This window comes from Achromobacter deleyi (assembly GCF_902859705.1).
GTDB classification, from domain to species: domain Bacteria; phylum Pseudomonadota; class Gammaproteobacteria; order Burkholderiales; family Burkholderiaceae_B; genus Achromobacter; species Achromobacter deleyi.
The window spans coordinates 345,194-363,858 of sequence record NZ_CADIJO010000003.1 but is presented as its reverse complement, the minus strand read 5'-3'; the positions used below and the strand labels follow the sequence as shown (position 1 = coordinate 363,858).

At 67.4% G+C, this 18,665-nt stretch carries 12 protein-coding genes; 4 read left to right on the top strand and 8 right to left on the bottom strand.

Features of this window, described 5'->3' with window-relative positions:
• Positions 1-83: 83 nt before the first annotated feature.
• Positions 84-1,592 carry a threonine ammonia-lyase, biosynthetic gene (gene ilvA / locus HV798_RS06665; protein ID WP_175191553.1) on the bottom strand — a complete coding sequence of 503 codons (1,509 nt, stop codon included), beginning with the start codon at positions 1,590-1,592 and terminating at the stop codon, positions 84-86.
• A gap of 163 nt (positions 1,593-1,755) precedes the next feature.
• On the opposite strand from ilvA, the gene HV798_RS06660 reads away from it, so the two are divergent.
• Positions 1,756-2,385: a YqaA family protein gene (locus HV798_RS06660; protein WP_175191554.1), complete on the top strand. Its 630-nt coding sequence runs from the start codon at positions 1,756-1,758 to the stop codon at positions 2,383-2,385.
• Positions 2,386-2,517: 132 nt separating this feature from the next.
• Positions 2,518-6,480: a DUF3683 domain-containing protein gene (locus tag HV798_RS06655; protein ID WP_175191555.1), complete on the top strand. Its 3,963-nt coding sequence runs from the start codon at positions 2,518-2,520 to the stop codon at positions 6,478-6,480.
• 101 nt (positions 6,481-6,581) lie between these two features.
• Here the strand turns inward: HV798_RS06655 and HV798_RS06650 are convergent, their stop codons facing one another.
• Together HV798_RS06650 and HV798_RS06645 are read right to left on the bottom strand one after the other, a co-directional pair.
• Positions 6,582-7,550, bottom strand: coding sequence for a Bug family tripartite tricarboxylate transporter substrate binding protein (locus tag HV798_RS06650; protein WP_025141050.1), 969 nt, complete (start codon positions 7,548-7,550; stop codon positions 6,582-6,584).
• 84 nt (positions 7,551-7,634) lie between these two features.
• Positions 7,635-8,354 carry a YggS family pyridoxal phosphate-dependent enzyme gene (locus HV798_RS06645; protein ID WP_175191556.1) on the bottom strand — a complete coding sequence of 240 codons (720 nt, stop codon included), beginning with the start codon at positions 8,352-8,354 and terminating at the stop codon, positions 7,635-7,637.
• A 209-nt stretch (positions 8,355-8,563) separates the two neighbouring features.
• Here HV798_RS06645 and HV798_RS06640 point away from each other — a divergent pair, with 209 nt between their 5' ends.
• Complete coding sequence (locus HV798_RS06640) at positions 8,564-9,805, top strand: aminotransferase-like domain-containing protein (RefSeq protein WP_025141052.1); 1,242 nt, start codon at positions 8,564-8,566, stop codon at positions 9,803-9,805.
• 127 nt (positions 9,806-9,932) lie between these two features.
• Positions 9,933-10,949 (top strand): amino acid ABC transporter substrate-binding protein, encoded by a 1,017-nt coding sequence (locus tag HV798_RS06635; RefSeq protein WP_025141053.1) that lies wholly within the window; start codon positions 9,933-9,935, stop codon positions 10,947-10,949.
• A gap of 1 nt (position 10,950) precedes the next feature.
• On the opposite strand, the gene HV798_RS06630 is transcribed toward HV798_RS06635, so the two are convergent.
• From HV798_RS06630 to HV798_RS06610, 5 genes are all read right to left on the bottom strand, one after another.
• The gene (locus HV798_RS06630; protein WP_175191557.1) at positions 10,951-11,586 is read right to left on the bottom strand and encodes a hypothetical protein; all 636 of its coding nucleotides are present in this window, start codon (positions 11,584-11,586) and stop codon (positions 10,951-10,953) included.
• A 64-nt stretch (positions 11,587-11,650) separates the two neighbouring features.
• Positions 11,651-12,232, bottom strand: a complete 582-nt coding sequence (locus tag HV798_RS06625; RefSeq protein ID WP_175191558.1) for an SMI1/KNR4 family protein — start codon at positions 12,230-12,232, stop codon at positions 11,651-11,653.
• Between the two features lie 19 nt (positions 12,233-12,251).
• Positions 12,252-14,660, bottom strand: a complete 2,409-nt coding sequence (locus HV798_RS06620; protein ID WP_175191559.1) for a DUF6493 family protein — start codon at positions 14,658-14,660, stop codon at positions 12,252-12,254.
• Entirely contained in the window at positions 14,657-17,233 is a 2,577-nt protein-coding gene (locus HV798_RS06615) for a DUF6493 family protein (protein ID WP_175191560.1), read from the bottom strand. Before HV798_RS06615 ends, HV798_RS06620 begins: the two co-directional genes overlap by 4 nt.
• The gene (locus tag HV798_RS06610; RefSeq protein WP_175191561.1) at positions 17,230-18,621 is read right to left on the bottom strand and encodes an SWIM zinc finger family protein; all 1,392 of its coding nucleotides are present in this window, start codon (positions 18,619-18,621) and stop codon (positions 17,230-17,232) included. Before HV798_RS06610 ends, HV798_RS06615 begins: the two co-directional genes overlap by 4 nt.
• Positions 18,622-18,665: the final 44 nt, after the last annotated feature.

Here is an 18,665-nt window from a genome sequence, read left to right as displayed (position 1 = left end):
CAGGTTGCAGCCGGGCGGGTCTTGAGCAAAGAAGGGAAGGGCCTCCATCTGGAGGCCCTCTCGCTTTCTACGCGCGGCAAACGCTACAGGAACAGCTTGTAGGCCGGGTTCTCGGTCTCGTTCCAGTGCGGATAGCCCAGTTCGGCCACGAAGTTGCGGAACTGCTTCTTGTCGGCCGCCGGCACCTGGATGCCGATCAGGATGCGGCCATAGTCGGCGCCCTGGTTGCGGTAGTGGAACAGGCTGATGTTCCAGTCCGGATTCATCGCGTTCAAGAAACGCATCAGCGCGCCCGGGCGTTCCGGGAATTCGAAGCGGTACAGAAGCTCGTCGCGCGCCTGCGTCGAACGCCCGCCGACCATGTGGCGCAAGTGGGTCTTGGCCATTTCGTCATGCGTCAGGTCCAGCGTGTCGAAACCGTGGCGGCGAAAGTGGCTGGCGATCTTGTCGGGTTCGGCCGGCGACGAGACTTGCAGGCCGACGAACACATGAGCGCGGTCGGAATCGGAAATGCGGTAGTTGAATTCGGTCACGCTGCGCTCACCCACCAGTTCGCAGAAGCGGCGGAAGCTGCCGCGCTGCTCGGGCATGGTGACGGCGAACACGGCTTCGCGCATTTCGCCGACTTCGGCGCGTTCGGCCACGAAGCGCAGGCGGTCGAAGTTCATGTTGGCGCCGCAGGCAATCGCCACCAGGGTCTTGCCCTTCAGGTTGTGCTCGGCGGCGTACTGCTTGGCGCCGGCCACGGCCATGGCGCCGGCCGGTTCCAGTACGCTGCGGGTGTCCTGGAATACATCCTTGATGGCGGCGCAGATCGAATCGGTGTCCACCACCACGAAGTCGTCGACGTACTTGCGCGTGAGCTTGAAGGTTTCGGCGCCGACCATCTTGACGGCCGTGCCGTCGGAAAACAGCCCCACGTCGTTCAGTTGCACCCGGCGACCGGCGCGCACGCTGCGCAGCATGGCGTCGGAATCTTCGGTCTGCACGCCGATGATCTTGATCTCGGGGCGCAGCTGCTTGATGTAGGTTGCCACGCCCGCGATCAGGCCGCCGCCGCCGATGGCCACGAAGATGGCGTCGATGGGGCCGGGGTGCTGGCGCAGGATTTCCATGCCCACCGTGCCCTGGCCGGCGATCACGTCGGGATCGTCGAAGGGATGCACGAAGGTCAGCTTTTCTTTCTTTTCCAGTACTTGCGCATGGGCGTAGGCGTCGGAAAAGCTCTCGCCCGCCAGCACCACTTCGCCGCCCAGGCGGCGCACGGCGTCGACCTTGACCTGCGGGCTGGTGGTGGGCATGACGATGACGGCGCGGCAACCCAGGCGGGTGGCGGCCAGCGCCACCCCTTGCGCATGGTTGCCGGCCGAGGCCGCGATGACGCCGCGGTTGCGCGCCGCGGGCGTCAGGTTGGCCATCTTGTTGTAGGCCCCGCGCAGCTTGAAGCTGAAGACCGCCTGGGTATCTTCGCGCTTGAGCAGAATCGTGTTCGACAGGCGCTGCGACAGCAGCGGCGCGGCTTCGAGCGACGATTCGACCGCGACGTCGTAGACCTTCGAGGTCAGGATGCGTTTCAGGTAATCAGTGGACATGGACTGCGCTTGGGGGTTGGGGCCAGAAAGGAGGGCCGCGAGGGCGTGGGGCTGATTATTGCAGGGAAAGCCGGGGCAGCCCGCGATTTCGCGGCGGATCGCCACGCATCGGACACGCTTGGCAGGCCGGCCAGGGCCGCGCCGCGGCTACACTCATAGCCCTATGGAAGAAAGTCTCCTCTTTGCCGTTCACTGGCTGCTGGACCTGTTGGCCCTGCCCTCGGTGGGCCTGTCCGCCATTTTTGCCGTCTCGTTGATTTCGGCCACCTTGCTGCCGCTGGGGTCCGAGCCGGCGGTGTTCGGCTACATCAAGCTGTCGCCGGATATGTTCTGGGCGGCGATCCTGGTGGCGACGGTGGGCAACACCATTGGCGGGGCCATCAGCTACGCGATGGGGTTAGGGGCTGAAAAGGCGGTCCACCGTTGGAAGGAGGATAGGGCCCCCACGCCGCACCCGCCTGGCGGGCTTGCTGCCCCCCAAGGGGGCGCTTTCCCCTTGGGGCGGCCCGGCGGGGAAAGGCACCTGGCTGTCGAGCAAACACACCCCGATGCCACCGCAGATGGCCGCATGCGCGGCCGCTGGAACGAACGGGCCCACGCCTGGATCCACCGCATGGGGCCGCCGGCCTTGCTGCTGTCGTGGCTGCCGGTGGTGGGCGATCCGCTGTGCGCGGTGGCCGGCTGGCTGCGGCTGCCGTTCTGGCCCTGCGTGGCCTACATGGCCATCGGCAAGTTCCTGCGCTACCTGGCCATGACGGCCAGCCTGTTGTGGCTGTTCCCGGGGCAGCTCTAGCGCTGACGGTGGGCTTAATGGGGGACGTATAGAGTCGGAATATTCCGGTTTTCGAGCGCTTCCCTGGGGGTATTCGGGGGCAGTTCCGGCCAATGGCATAAAATAATTTTTTAAGGGCCCCCTCTTGCCGCCATGAACGCCCCACTCGCTAGCCACATCTTGAACGGGGCGATGCCGCCCGCCGCTCCCGCGCGACTGCGCGAAATCCCCTACAACTACACGTCGTTCTCCGACCGCGAGATTGTCGGCCGGCTGCTGGGCGATGACGCCTGGAGCCTCCTGGGCGACCTGCGCGGCGAACGCCGCACGGGGCGTTCCGCGCGGATGCTGTACGAGGTGCTGGGCGATATCTGGGTGGTGCGCCGCAACCCCTACCTGCAAGACGACCTGCTCGACAACCCCAAGCGCCGCAAGCAGCTGATCGATGCATTGCACCATCGGCTGGGCGAAATCGACCGCCGCCGCGAACCCGGCGCGCCGGCCGAAGCCGGCCACGACCCGCATCGCGACGAGAAGGTCGTGGGCCTGTTGGGCCGGGCGCGTTCGGCCATTGCCGCGTTCGAAGGCGAGTTCGACCAGACCGCCATGCTGCGCAAGCAGGCGCAAAAGGTGCTGGGCCGCATCACGGCGCGCGACAACATCAAGTTCGACGGCCTGTCGCGGGTGTCGCACGTCACCGACGCCACCGACTGGCGGGTCGAATACCCGTTCGTGGTGCTCACGCCGGACACCGAAGACGAGATCGCCGCGCTGGTCACGGCCTGTATCGAACTGGGCCTGACCATCGTGCCGCGCGGCGGCGGCACCGGCTATACCGGCGGCGCGATTCCGCTGACCTGGAAGTCGGCAGTCATCAATACCGAAAAATTCGACAAGCTGGGCAAGGTCGAGTCCTGTATCTTGCCCGGGCTGACCGAGCCCGTGGCCGTCATCCATGCCGGCGCCGGCGTGGTCACCAAGCGCGTTTCCGAAGCCGCCGAGGCGGCCGGCTTCGTGTTCGCCGTGGACCCGACCTCGGCCGAAGCCTCGTGCGTGGGCGGCAACATCGCCATGAACGCCGGTGGCAAGAAGGCCGTGCTGTGGGGCACCGCGCTGGACAACCTGGCCTGGTGGCGCATGGTCGACCCGGACGGCAACTGGCTGGAAGTCACCCGCCTGGCGCACAACATGGGCAAGATCCACGACGTGGACGTGGCCCGCTTCGAGCTCAAGTGGTTCGATGGCCGCGGCAAGCCCGGCGAGCGCCTGCTCAAGACCGAAACGCTGGAAATCGCCGGCCGCGTGTTCCGCAAGGAAGGCCTGGGCAAGGACGTCACCGACAAGTTCCTGGCCGGCCTGCCGGGTATCCAGAAAGAAGGCTGCGACGGTCTCATTACGTCGGCGCGCTGGGTGCTGCACCGCATGCCCAAGCACACCCGCACGGTCTGCATGGAATTCTTCGGCCAGGCGCGCGACGCCATCCCGTCGATCGTCGAGGTCAAGGGCTACCTGGACGGCGAAGGCCGTGCCCGCGGCGCCATCCTGGCCGGTCTTGAGCACCTGGACGAACGCTATCTGCGTGCGGTGGGCTACGCCACCAAGAGCAAGCGCGGCTCGCTGCCCAAGATGGTCCTGATCGGCGACATCGTCGGTGATGACGACGACGCCGTGGCGGCCGCCGCCAGCGAAGTGGTGCGCCTGGCCAACACGCGCCACGGCGAAGGCTTCGTGGCCGTCAGCGCCGAGGCCCGCAAGAAGTTCTGGCTGGACCGTTCGCGCACCGCCGCCATCGCCCGCCACACCAACGCCTTCAAGATCAACGAAGACGTCGTGATTCCGCTGCCCCGCATGGGCGAATACACGGATCACATCGAACGCATCAACATCGAGCTGTCGACCCGCAACAAGCTGCGGCTGCTCGATGCGCTGGACGACTACCTCTGTACGCCGTTGCCGGTGGGCAAGGCGGAAGACGCGTCCGACGACGACGAAACCCGCGCCCAGGTACTGGCCGAGCGCACTCGCCAGGCGATTGACCTGCTGGCTGCCGCGCGCCAGCGCTGGCAGTGGCTGCTGGACAACCTGGACCTGCCGCTGGCGCAAGCCATGCCACAGCTGGACGGCCTGGGCCTGTCGCCCGTGGCGGCCGCACTGGCCGAGCGCCTGGCGGCCCAGCCGCAGGCGCGCGTGTTCGACGTGGTGCAAGACCGCACGATCCGTGTGTCCTGGAAAGCCGAGGTCCTGGCCGGCCTGCAGGCCGCGTTCTCGGGCGCGGCGCGCAAGCCCATCCTCGACGAACTGATCGCCATCCACGGCCGCGTGCTCAAGAGCCGCGTGTTCGTGGCGCTGCACATGCACGCGGGCGACGGCAACGTGCACACCAACATCCCGGTCAACTCCGACGACTACGGCATGCTGCAAGAGGCCCACCAGGCCGTCGAGCGCATCATGCAGATCGCGCGCGACCTGGACGGCGTCATCTCGGGCGAACACGGCATCGGCCTGACCAAGTACGAATTCCTGACGGAAGCCGAACTGAAGCCGTTCCAGGACTACAAGCGCCGCGTCGACCCCAACGGCCACTTCAACGCCGGCAAGCTGATGCCGGGCGCCGACCTGCGTCACGCCTGGACGCCCAGCTTCAACCTGATGGGCCACGAGTCGCTGATCATGCAGCAAAGCGACATCGGCGCCATCTCGGATTCCATCAAGGACTGCCTGCGCTGCGGCAAGTGCAAGCCGGTGTGCGCGACCCACGTGCCGCGCGCCAACCTGCTGTATTCGCCCCGCAACAAGATCCTGGCGACCTCGCTGCTGGTCGAGGCCTTCCTGTACGAAGAGCAGACCCGCCGCGGCGTCAGCCTGAAGCACTGGGAAGAATTCGAAGACGTGGCCGACCACTGCACGGTCTGCCACAAGTGCTACAACCCCTGTCCGGTCGACATCGACTTCGGCGACGTGTCGATGAACATGCGCGCCGTGCTGCGCCGCATGGGCCGCAAGTCGTTCAACCCCGGCACGGCCAGCGCCATGTTCTTCCTGAACGCCAAGGACCCGGCCACCATCAACGCCACCCGCAAGGCCATGGTGGGCGTGGGCTACAAGGTGCAGCGCGCCGCGCACGACCTGCTGTCGGGCCTGGTCAAGAAGCAGACGGCCGCGCCGCCCGCCACGGTGGGCAAGCCGCCGCTGCGCGAGCAGGTGGTGCACTTCGTCAACAAGAAGATGCCGGGCGGGCTGCCCAAGCAGGCCGCGCGCAAGCTGCTGGACATCGAAGACGCCAACTACGTGCCGATCATCCGCGACCCCAAGGCCACCACGGCCGACACGGAAGCGGTGTTCTACTTCCCGGGTTGCGGTTCCGAGCGCCTGTTCTCGCAGGTCGGCCTGGCCACCCAGGCCATGCTGTGGCATGCCGGCGTGCAGACCGTGCTGCCGCCGGGCTACCTGTGCTGCGGCTATCCCCAGCGCGGCAACGGCATGACCGACAAGGCCGAGCAGATCATCACCGACAACCGGGTGCTGTTCCACCGCGTCGCCAATACGCTGAACTACCTGGACATCAAGACCGTGGTGGTCAGCTGCGGCACCTGCTACGACCAGCTGTCGGGATATGAGTTCGACAAGATCTTCCCCGGCTGCCGCCTGATCGACATCCACGAGTACCTGCTTGAAAAGGGCATCAAGCTCGAAGGTGCCAAGGGCGTGCGCTACATGTATCACGACCCCTGCCACACGCCCATGAAGCTGCAGGACCCGATGAAGACGGTGCGTTCGCTGGTGGGCGACGGCGCCGTCAAGAGCGACCGCTGCTGCGGCGAATCGGGCACGCTGGCGGTCAGCCGGCCCGACATCTCCACGCAGGTGCGCTTTCGCAAGCAGGAAGAGCTCTTGAAGGGCGACGCCGCGCTGCGCACGGACGGTTTCACCGGCGACATCAAGGTGCTGACCTCGTGCCCGTCGTGCCTGCAGGGCCTGTCGCGCTACGAAGGCGATACCGGCATGGACGCCGACTACATCGTGGTCGAAATGGCGCGCCACATCCTGGGCGAAGGCTGGATGGAAGACTACGTGCGCCGCGCCAACGCGGGCGGCATCGAGCGCGTGCTGGTGTAATCCGTGCAATGCCTGCGCGCCGCGGGGCGCGCACGGCACCTGCCAAAAGAAACGCGGCCCTCGGGCCGCGTTTTTTCATTGCCAGGCAGCGCCGGGGCTGCTTATTCCAGCTTGATGTTCGCCTTCTTGATCACGTCTGCCCAGGTGGTGCGTTCCTGTTCGGCGTAGGCCTTGAAGTCCTTGGCCGACAGCGGCATGGGGATCACGCCCATGTCCAGCATCTTCTGCGACACGGCCGGCGACTTCAGCGCGGCATCCAGTTCAGCCGACAGTTTCTTGACGACGGGCTCGGGCAGGCCGCCGGGGGCGACCAAGCCTTGCCAGGCGTAGGCGGTGAAGTCGGGCACGCCCTGTTCGGCCATGGTGGGGGCGTCGGGCAGCACGGCCACGCGCTCGGGCGTGGCCGAGGCCAGCACGCGCAGCTTGCCGGCCTTGACGTTGGGCAGGCCTGCGGCCAGGTCGATGAACATCACGTCCACCTGTCCGCCCAGCAGGTCCTGGATGGCCGGGGCGGCGCCCTTGTAGGGCACGTGCAGCAGGTTGGCGCCCGTGCGCTGCTTGAACAGTTCCAGCGCCAGGTGGTGCGGCGAGCCGGCGCCGGCCGAGGCGGCGGTCAGCTTGCCCGGTTCTTTCTTGGCGGCCTGGATCACGTCGTCCACCGTCTTGTACGGCGAATTGACGTTCACGGCCAAAAGCAGCGGGAACTTGGCGATGCCGCCGATGTACGTGAACTTGGACGGATCGTAGGACAGCTTGGCGTACAGCGACGGGTTGAAGGCCAGGGTGCCCGAGTCGGCCGTGCCGATCACGTAGCCGGTGGGTTCGGCCTGCGAAATGGCGGTGGCGCCGATGATGGTGGCCGCGCCGGGGCGGTTTTCGACCACGATGGTCTGGCCCAGCGGCTTTTCAATGCCGCTGGCAACGGTGCGCGCGACCACGTCGGCGCCGCCGCCGGCCGGGTAGGGCACGATCCAGCGGACGGGCTGGGCAGGCCAGGATTGGGCGGTGGCCGCGGTAGCGGCCAGCGACAGGGCGGCAAGCGCCAGAAGGCGCCGTGCTTGCTTTTGCATGGGGTGTCTCCTCGTTTTTAGCGACGTCATTATGCCCCGCACCCGGGGCAATATGCGTCTGTTTCGAGGCCCGGAATCAGCGGCTTATTGCGGATCGGGGTAGCTGCGGACGCCAAAAATGGCGGTGCCGATGCGGACCTCAGTGGAACCTTCTTCGATCGCCAGCTCGAAATCGCCGCTCATGCCCATCGACAGCCGGTCCAGAGAGACGTCCTCGATGGCGTCCTGGCGCAATTGGTCGCGCAGTTCGCGCAGGGCCCGGAAGCAGGCGCGCACCTCGGCCGGATCGGGCGAATTGACCGCCATGGTCATCAGGCCCTGCACGCGCAGGGTGGGGAATTCGGTGGCGATGCGGCGCAGGAAGGCGGGCACCTCGGCGGCGTCCATGCCGAACTTGCTGGGCTCGGACGAAGTCTTGACCTGCACCAGCACATCCAGGGTCCGGCCCTCATTGACCAGGCGGCGGTGCAGGGCCTCGGCCAGGTCCGCGCGGTCCAGCGACTGCAGCTCGGTGGCGTCGCGCGCCGCGTCCTTGGCCTTGTTGGTCTGCAAGTGGCCGATCAGCACCCACTGCACGCCCTGGCCCGCCAGCGCGGCGGCCTTCTGGCGCAGTTCCTGCGTCTTGTTTTCGCCAAAACGGGTCAGGCCCAGCGCCATGGCTTCGCGCACGGCGTCCACCTCGAACGTCTTGCTGACCGGCAGCAGCGTCACGCTGTCCGGCGCGCGGCCGGCGCGTTCGCAGGCCTGGGCAATGCGTTGCTGGATGCGGGCAAGGCGCCCGGCCAGGGTGTCGACAGCGGTCATGCAGTTCTCTTGGGGTCGGAATGTCCCATAGTGTAGGACCTGGGCAGCCGGTTTCACCACAGTCGGCCTTCTAGGACCGTATCTTCGTTGACCCTGTTTGATCGGCAGGCTTAGAATTTGTGGATATTTGTTTAGATTTCAATGTTTTAAAACCCCGGCGTGGTCTTGAAGGGCTGCGCGGTCCATCCCTTTTCCTTATCCCCTCCGCCATGTCCAGTGTCGCGCCCGACTACGCTTTCGCCACGCCTTTCCTGAATCCCCCCGCGTCCCCGATCCGCTCGCTCATGCCGTACGCGATGCGTCCGGGCACGATTTCGCTGGCGGGCGGCTATCCCGCCCAGGAACTGTTCGACGTGGATGGCCTGTCGATCGCCTCCACCCAGGTCATGGCGCGCCTGGGCGCCTGCCTGCAGTACTCCAACATCGACGGCCAGGCCAGCCTGCGCAATGAGCTGGCGCGCCTGTCGGCGGTGCGCGGCCTGCATTGCAACCCGGATACCGAACTGGCCGTCACCGGCGGCTCGCAGCAAGCCATGGCGCTGTTGACCCGCGTGATGCTGCAACCCGGCGACCACGCCATCATCGAATCGCCCGCCTTCCCCAATTCCGTGCAGGCGCTGCGCTATACCGGCGCCACGGTGCACACGGTGCCGTCGGGCCCCGACGGCATCGACATCGACGCGCTCGACGAACTGGCCGCGCGCATCAAGCCCAAGATGGTCTGCGTGGTGGCGTCGTTCTCGAACCCCTGCGGCGCCACCATCTCGCGTCAGCGCCGCCTGCGCTTGCTGGAGCTGGCGGTCAAGCACCGCTTCCTGATCGTCGAAGACGACCCCTACAGCGAACTGCGCTTTGCCGGCGAAGCCGTGCCGCCCATCATGGCGCTGGCCGAAGGCGAGGCCCGTCACTGGGCCGTGTACCTGGCCAGCATGTCCAAGACCATGGCGCCGGCCCTGCGTATCGGCTGGCTGGTGGCTCCGCCCGAAATCCGCCGCCGCTGCGTCGGCGCCAAGGCTGCCGACGACATGGCTTCGTCCGCCTGGATCCAGGAAGTCGTGGCCCAGTACCTGGCCAACGGCCGCTACGAAGAGCACGTGCCGCGCATCCGCGCGGCCTACGGCCAGCGCTGCGATGCCATGGCCGACGCGCTCACGCGTGAATTGAACGGCCGCATCGTCTTTCGCAAGCCCGAGGGCGGCATGTTCTTCTGGGCCCGCCTGACCGGCGAGGTCGACGCCACCCGCCTGTTGCCCTATGCGATCGAACACGAAGTGGTCTATGTGCCCGGCAAGGCGTTCTACGCCGATGCGGCGCAGGCCGACGTGCATGCCATGCGCATGTCGTTCGCCACCATGAACGAAAGCCAGATCGCGCTGGGCATGCAACGCCTGAGCCGTGCGCTGGACGCCTGCGAGGCCAATCAACCCGTATCCATCTCGCTGGCAGCCTGATATACCTAAATAAGCGCTTGTTATTTGGCGCGGGCGCTTCATGTCTATAAGCTTCTCGCCTTGGCGCGCATGCGCGCCCCGCTACAACAGGGCGCTGGCGCGTCCCGGTACAACAGGAATCCAGGTCATGAATATTGCTAAAGGGTTGGTGGGCGCGGCGCTGCTGTTGGCAGCGGTACAGGGTGCACAGGCGGCGACGCTGGACGTCGTGCGCCAGCGCGGGGCGGTGGCCTGCGGCACCACCACGGGTTTTGCGGGCTTTTCCGCACCCGACGCGCAAGGCAAGTGGCAAGGGCTGGACGTAGACCTGTGCCGGGCGATCGCCGCGGCCGTGTTCGGCGACGCCGACAAAATCAAGGTGGTGCCGCTCAATTCGCAGCAGCGTTTCACCGCGCTGCAGTCCGGCGAAGTCGACGTCCTGACGCGCAACACCACCGTGACGCAGCAGCGCGACACCGCGCTGGGCATCATCCATGCCGGCATCAATTTCTATGACGGCCAGGGCTTCCTGGTGCCCAAGTCGCTGGGCGTCAAGAGCGCCAAGGAAATCAACGGCGCCACGATCTGCCTGCAAACCGGCACGTCCAACGAAAACACGCTGGCTGACTGGGCGCGCGCCAACAACGTGACGTACAAACCGGTCGTGATCGAGACCTTCAACGAAGTGGTCAACGCGTTCGCGGCCGGTCGTTGCGACGTGTTCTCCACCGACGCCTCGGGCCTGGCTTCCATCCGCATTTCCAAGCTGCAGAATCCTGACGATTACGTCGTGCTGCCCGAGATCATCTCGAAAGAGCCGCTGGGCCCGTTCGTGCGCCAGGGCGACGACGCCTGGCTGAACATTGTGCGCTGGTCGTTGTCGGCCATGATCGAAGCCGAGGAATACGGCGTCACGTCCAAGAACGTCGACGAACAGGCCAAGAGCGCCAACCCCAACATCAAGCGCATCCTGGGCGTCACGCCCGGCGGCGGCGCCAACCTGGGGCTGGACGAAAAGTGGGCCTACAATATCGTCAAGCAGGTGGGCAATTACGGCGAAAGCTTCGAGCGCAACGTCGGCCAGGGCAGCCCGCTCAAGATCAAGCGCGGCCTGAATGCGCAATGGACGCAGGGCGGCCTGATGTACGCGCTGCCGATCCGCTGATCTAGTAAATCCCGTAGGGAACCTCGACCGCCAAGGGCTTGCCGCCCTGGGCGGGCCGCAGGGCGTAGGTGTGCACCACGCCGTCGTCGCTGGCAAGCGGCTCTTCCTTGCGCTCTACGGTGTAACGCTTGCCGTCCAGCTGCAGCGTATTCGGCGCGACGGCCTGGGCCTGGGCGGGCAGCAGCAGGCCGCCCAGTTCGTCGGCCATCTCCGAGAATTCGTGATCGACCAGTGCGCCTTCCGCGCGCAGCAACTGCACGTGTGGCCGATATGGCGCGGCGTCCAGGTTCCAGCCGTTCACCAGATCGGTGATCCACGGGCCCGGAATGTTGTAGGTGGTGTCCAGCTCGGCCTCGCTGATCTCAGGCCCGACCACGACCAGGCAGCACACGGTCTTGCCGGCCTTGGGGTCGTAGGCGGCCCATCGGCTGCCCGCAGCCGCCACAGCGGGCAGCATCGAGTAGCGGTATTGCTGATTGAGCTGGGCATCGGACACCTTGCGCCAGGCGCCGACGACGGGCGGCTGCGATGGGGGGGATTCCGATGCGGGTGCCTGCGCGGGCGCTTGCCCCTGGCAGGCCAGCGTCATCGCGATGCCTGCGATCAGGGTGGCGGTCTTGAGCGGTAAACGGATCATTGCCTGTCTTGGGTGTCTGGATGTGATGGATGACGTCAGGGATCGGCCAGCGTGCGGCTGCGTTTTACCCTGGCAGCTTGCCTGGCTTGCGCGTTGCGCGTTCGGCCAGCCGCTGCGCCATGTCCTGCTGGCGCTGCATCAGGTCGGCAATCTGCTCGGCGTAGAGGTCGGTAAAGTCGCCGTCCAGCGGCTGCGGATCGGTCAAGTCATCGATCACCACCACGGTCCCTGTCTGATCCACGCCCCAGATCCGGCCGCCATCGCCCACGATTTTCAGCAGGGGCAGGATGCCGGGCAGACCGGCCTCAGCCAGCCGGCGCTGCTGCGCCGAGATGCTGGCCCATTCGGGCAAGTCCGGGGTGTCGATGCCCAACAGCACCAGGCCGCGCCAGAACGTCCACGCGGGGCCGACCTCGAACTCTTTCGCGTGTGGCCAGACAGCTTCGCGCGCCATCACGCACAAGCCGTTGGTGCGCTGGCAGAAGGCGGCAAACGCTGCCGGCAGCGCAAAGCCCAACGCGGCTTCAAGCGCCCCGATCGCTTCTGCGTCGGGGGCGGGCGCGGCGACGACCTCGAAGAACTGGGTGTCCACGGGCTCCAGGATTTCCCACATGCGTTGGTGAAACTGTTCGGCGGTCTGGGTCATGCAAGTTTCCTTAATCGATTTACAACGCCAGCAGCGCCTTGGCGGCTTTGGCGGCGGCGGACGTGCCAGTAAAGCCCGCCAGCCAGCCGCGCAAGTCTGCGGCCTGGACGGGGTGCGCGTGGCGCAGCGACTCATCCAGCAGCACGGTAAGCAGGGAGCCAATACCGCGCGTCTTGGGGTCCAGGCGTGGCAGCAGACCGCCCAGCACGGCGATGACGGCCGCAGGCGCCATTGTCGCCGCGTCCGTGAAGGACGTTGCCCAGCGGGTCAGGACGATCGCGGGCACGCAGGCGGCGTAGGCCTGCGCCGCAGCGGTTGCATCCACGCGGTGCGGAATCGCGGCGGCAAACGCTTCCACGGCCTGCGCGCGTACCTCGGCCTGCTTGGCCGCCATGCCCAGGGCAAGCAGCTGGACGGTTTCCGCGTGCCACGCGCCCGGATGCCCGGCAAGAACGCGCAGCACGGTGGGGGCGCGATGCTCGGCCTCGTCGCCTGCCGCCGTGTTCATGATCGCCATGCTGGCTGCGGCCAGCGGCAAGGTCGACGCGGGGTTGGCCAGGCCGAGTTCGGCGCAGACCAGCGCGTGGGCGTCGCCCCAGTCGTTGTATTGCAGCGGACCCGACGCAATCAGCGCCGGTTGCGTGGCCGAAGGCGCTTCGTCGGGCGCGGCATGGATCACGGGACTCCACCACACCCACTGCGGCGAGCCGTCGGCCTTCAAGGTGCTCGATCCGCGGCTGCGCCATTCGATCTGCACGGTGTCGGTGATCTGCGGCCACGCGCCACCGGTCGCCTCGACCGCCCGGGCCCGATGCTCGGGATGCACGCGCAGCAATGCCTGGGTGAGATCCACCGGCAGCGGGGCGCCGCTTTCCCGGCCCGCCTCGAAGCGGGCCAGCAGGGCGTCGGCATCGACCCAACCCTGCGTGTCGGTGGGCGTGGCGAGCAGCGGGCGGCGCGACGCCTGGCCCTGCACGATCGCGGCCACCTCGCGCAGGCGGGTGATGAAGCTGGGCAGCAGGGTGGATTGCTCGGCGCTCGGCAGCGCCTGGCGTTTGCCCTCGCGTTCTTGCACCCACTCACCGTTGACCAGGCTGGTGGAGGTGTTCTGCCAATACTGCAGTGGCAGGAATGGGACCTTAGGTTCATGCGCCGCCAGCAGCAGTGCGGCCGCGTAGTGCTGTCTATCGCGCTCGGCCAGGCGGCGGGCGCGCTTGACCAAGGGCGCGATCATCGCCGCCACCTGCCGGGACGTTGCCAGCCACGCCAGTGCAAGCTCGAATTCCAGGGCGTCGGCGGGCGCCTCCAGCAGCGCGGCATAGCGTTCCTGGGCGTCGTCGTCCGTCCAGGGATTCAGGGGCGCGGGTGATGGCAAATCGGATGGCGTGCCCGACAGGCCTGGGGCACTGGCGCTTGCTGCAAGACCTTTGTCCACCGGTTCTTCGGTCTCGGCAGCCTCGGCTTGCGGCAGTAGGACGGCCACCGCTGGCGCCAGGGCGTCGCGCTGCTGTTGCGCCAGATCCACCCGGCCCATCTTCACCAGCGCCTTTACCGCCGCCCGTTGCACGTCGGCATGCGGATGCCCCAGACCCAGGGCCAGCGCCTGCGCCAGGGCCTGCGAATCGACCCGTGCCTGTGCGCCCAGTGCTTCCAGAATGCGCAGCACCGACAGCGCCGCGGCCTTTGGCCCCGAGAATGCGCCGCCGCAAGCGTCCACGAAAGGCGTGGCGTCGAGCAGGTCGTGCTTGTGCAGCGTCTCGAACTGCTTGACTGCCAGCGACACGGTGGCAGTGATCGACGAGCCCAGGCACAGCCGCAGCAGTTGCTGGTCGGCTGCCACCTCGTCGGGCGTGGGGGCCAGCGTGGCATAGACGCGCGAGTACCAGCCGGCGCGATAGGCGGAGAAATCCCGGTTCAGCGCTTCAAGGCAACTGCGCAGCACCCGGCGCCGGTCCAGCGTGCCTTCGTTGGCCAGCAGCACGACCGTGTTGTGCCAGTTGAATTCCTCGCGCGAGAACTTGTCGATGTTCGCCAACGAGATCTCGCCGCCGCCCTCCACCTCGAAGACGCGCCAGAACACGTTGTCCCGCAGCGCGTGGTCGTGGCGCAGCATGAACAGGCGCACTTCCTGTTCGTGGCGTCCGCCCAGCCCGCCGACCAGGGCCAGCACGTAGTCATCCGTCGGGTCGACCTGCAGGCCGTTGAACAGTTCGTTCAGGCGGATCGGCAGGAAATTCGGGCGCTGGGACCAGCTTTGCGTCATTTCACGCAGCCGCTTGGGCGACGCGTCCACTGTGCGCATATCGTCCGACTGTACCTGAAGCAGGGCGTCGTACAGGGTGCGCAGGGTCGCGCCATCTTGAATCAGCCGCGCGGTGTCGCGGTAGTAGTCCCAGAGGTTCTTGTAGGGCGTCATGCGTGTGGTCATCCCTCTTGAGTCTGCCGCGCGGCGGCTGCGGCGGTTTCGGCCAACGGCGTTGCCCGCGATGCGACGGCTTCCAGGCTGCGCAAGGTCACTGCCAGCACGGACGCACCGTTGCGCCGTGCGGCCAGCGCGTCGGGCAGCGCCACCGGCATGCCATAGTCATTGGACAGGCGGGCGGCAAGTTCGATGAGCTTGACCGCCTGGGCCAGCGGCTTGCCTTGGGCGTCGAGCAGATGCGGCAGCAGCGCCGCCAGCGTTTGCAGTACGCGGCAACCGGCAAGTGCGCTGATGGACGCGGCGTCGGCCAGCGTCTGCGCGAGCCGTCCGGCCAAGGCGAAGCCCTGCGCCAGATGCGCCGCGATCTGCTCGGCGAACGGCGCGGGGTCGAGCAGGCCGGCGTCGGCCAGGCGTGCGATTGCCTCGGCGGCCTGGGCGCGCTGCTCGGACATCTTCGCCGATGCCGCCAGGGCCAAGGCCGAGTACACGGGCGTACCGGGCACCTGCCGGGACGCGCCCAGCGCCGTCAGCAACGGTGCAAGGCCGCGCACGTTGATGACCTGCACCGCCGCGCACAGCATCGGATGGAAATGCGCGGCCAGCGTGTCGGGGTTGAACCGCAGCAGCCAGGCCGTCCATTGCACGACCTGGTCGTAGCCGTCCTGCTGCCGGGCCTCCTGGACGCGGAAGGTGAATTCGGCCGCTACGTCGGCGACATCCAGGGCCGGCGAGGCGGACGCGTGGGTCACTGCGGCGGTGTCCGTCGGCATCCAGAACGGCTTGGGGCCCTCTCCCAACACCTCCAGGTCGCGCGAGAACGTGCCTTCGCCCGGCGTGGCAACCATTCGCTGCCAGGCGAAGCGATGCGCCGGCACGGGCGCCGGGGCTACGAAGGGTTCACCCCGTGCCCGACTCGACCGCAGGTCGTGGAAAGCCCCCGCCAGCAGGGCCAGCGGCGAATGCGTCGGAAGGTATTGGTAGCCCGAGCGCGAGGTCCAGGTTTCGTTGACCGTCCAATCTCCGGTCTCGACGTCGTAGCCGCTGCTGGTGAAGGTGTTTTCCTGCAATACCACGCCCACGGGGTCCGGCTTGCCTGCGCTGGCCACGACATACCGGGCATAGCCATTGAAACTGACGTCGTCCCGGCCCAGCAGCGCGGCGGCCAGAAGGCGCCGCGGCGAGGCATTGTGTTCATCCCACACCGACGCGATGATTTCGGCGGCGCGGTGTTGCAGCGCCTCAGGCAGCGCAATCTGCGGACGGCGGGCCAGGTAGTCGAAGAGGCGCGGTAACTCGGCGCCGTGTCCGACGCCCTCGAACTGCGCCCCGATCAAGGCGTGCAGTGCCTCGTCGTTGCTGATGTCGGGCGCAGGCTCGGGAAGGTCCGGCAGCGACGTGCTGCGCGGTGCCGGTATCGTGATTGTGCGGCTGACGTCGTCCTCTTTCGTGCGAGCCTCGCCCTCTGCATCGGCGGGTTGCATCTCGTCTGTCGCAACCATGAGCTTGCGCGCCAGCGGCGCCAGGTCCAACGGCATGCCTTCCAGCGCTTCGCCGAGCATCTGCGAGATGCGATCACTTTGCCCGGCATCCGTCTTGAGCGCGGCAAGCAGCGCGAGCTGGGCCTTGACCAGCTTCTTCTCCGTACGGGTCAGGACGGCGGGCGCGGCCTCGATCATCGCGTCCACGTCCAGTTGTGCGGCGGCGCGCTTGAGCATGTCCTGGGCCAGGCCTACCGCCGTGCTGGGCGCCGTGGCGAGCACCGAGAAATACGTGTGTTGCCTGGCCGCGACTTCGTGCGCGGTCGGATCGGCCAAGCGATGCACGCGCAAGTACCAGGCAATGACTTTCGCCGAGAAGTCTCGCAGCAAGGCGTCCAATGACTCGGCCAGCAGGCGTTCCCGGAACACCGGGCTGGCCTGGCATAGCGTCAGGATGGCGGCGTCCCAGGCAAGGCCGGTGCGCTCGATGAGCTGGTAATCGGCGCCCATGCCATCGACGCGGAACAAGGCCCAGAACTCGCGTTCGACCCAATCGGGGTGCGCCTGCAGATGCGCGGCCATGAGCTTGCCATGGTCTTCGTCCCGTTGCCCATCCGCACCGATGGCGCTGACCTGCTGCACGAAGCACCGAAGATAGGCCTGGGACAGCGGCGCCTCGTCATCCAGCCGAACCAGCGCGTGGCATACGGGCCAGACCAGAGGTTCGGCCCACCAGGACTGTTCCGCAAACAGCTCGACGAATGCGGCCCGCCAGGATGCGTCCCGTTCGCTCGCTGCCGCGATGACGGCTGGCGCCATCACGGTATGGCGTGCGGCATAGTCTTGCTTGCGCGTCATATCCGCAGGCGCCAGGGTCTCGGCCACGAGCTTGGGCTTGCCCAGCGCGGTCAACACGAAACATGCCCTGGGCGTTGGCCCCTCTGCGCTGAACAGGCGCGATGGCGGCAAGGTCTTGGCCAGCGCGGCGCGGTCTTCTTCGTTCGCGCCGGCCAGCGCGCGGGCAATGGCGGTGACGTCCGTCGCGTCGCCGCCAGCGGCCTCGCGCAGCGCCGCGCGGCGTTCGGTCAGGCTCAGGGTCATGCGTCGGCTCCAGGCGCGTTCAGCGGATCGAGAAACATGCGCACAGCCAGTGTGTGCTTGCAGGGGCCGCGCGCGCCTTGGTATTTGGCGTTCCACGGGCAGGTGCAGCGATCGTGCGACGGTTCGACGCCCAGCGCCACGCGGTAGCGCTGCGGCCCCGACTGCACCGTATACCGCCCCTCGCCCTCGGGCAGTACCGCGCCGTCCGTCAACAGCTTGCGCGCATCGGCCAGCCGCGGATGCAGCGTGTCGAGCAGGCCCGCCTGCACCGGCAGCGGACGATGGAAATACGCGCCCGCCGCCAGATCGAAGCCCACCTGGCCGGACGACGCCAGCACGCCCAGCGCAGACGCGATCTGTGCCTGCGGCAGCAGGGCCCGCGCGGCCAATTGGGCAATATCGATGCGGGGTTCGAAGGCCAGCAGCGTCGAGACGAATGCCGCGTCCTCGTTCGCATCGCCGCCCGCGATCAGATGCAGTACCGAACCCTCGCCCGAGAAGCCGCGAGATTTCTCCGGGCTCAGCCCCAACGTGATCCGTGCGCCGGGCAGTTCCAGCACCCAGGCGCTGGCCTGGGGTTGGCCACCCGCCGCTACATCCGCCCCGTAGGCGCGCAGCGCCGTGGCGTAGCGCAGCAGTGGCTCCAGCACCCGCAGCCGCTCTGGGCCCGCCACGCACACCGCGCCGGGCGTCGCCTGCGTGGCCAGCCGCAGCGAACGGGCGGCCTGGGTTGCCCACATCACCGTCTTGGTCGCCGATGAGCGCGGCAGCGCCTGCACGAACTGGCGCAGTGCGGCGCCGGTGAGCTCGTGACGCGCCGTCATGCCCGCCGACAGCATCTGCGTTTCGGCAAACCCCTTGAGCCAGCGCGTGGGCAGCGGGACTTGCTCTTCGACGATCTCGCCCGCTGGCGTCGCCACCCGCAGCGCATCGTTGCCCACGTTCAGGTGCAGGGGTTCGGACGCGCGCAGCCCGGCCAGCGCCTGGCGCAGCGGGGGATTCACGTCTACGTTGGTGACGCCCGGCGCCGAGTGCGTGGCGTCCAGCGCCGCCGCGTCCACGTCCAGGCGCGCGTACACGCCGCAGCACACACTGAAGGACTCGAAGCGCAGGCCCTCGGGCGTGGACGTCACGACCGGGTCTGCCGCCCGCAGCACCGCCGCCAGCGTGTTCGGCGGCACATAGAAGCGCGTGCGCGCCACCCGTGCCTGCATCAGCAGCGCTTGCGCCACCACGGCGGGCTGGGCCACGAATCCGGAAAAGAAAAAGGGATGCGCCACCGCGCCCGACGGGGCAAGCCCGCCGCTGGTGGCCAGGCTCAGGTCGGCCTGGCCCTGCCGTTGGGCGAATTCGGAGGGGGCAAGATAGGCATAGGCCAGCTCCGTCATGCGTCAGGGCTCCTGGGTAGGGGCGCGACGGGCCTCTGCCGTCG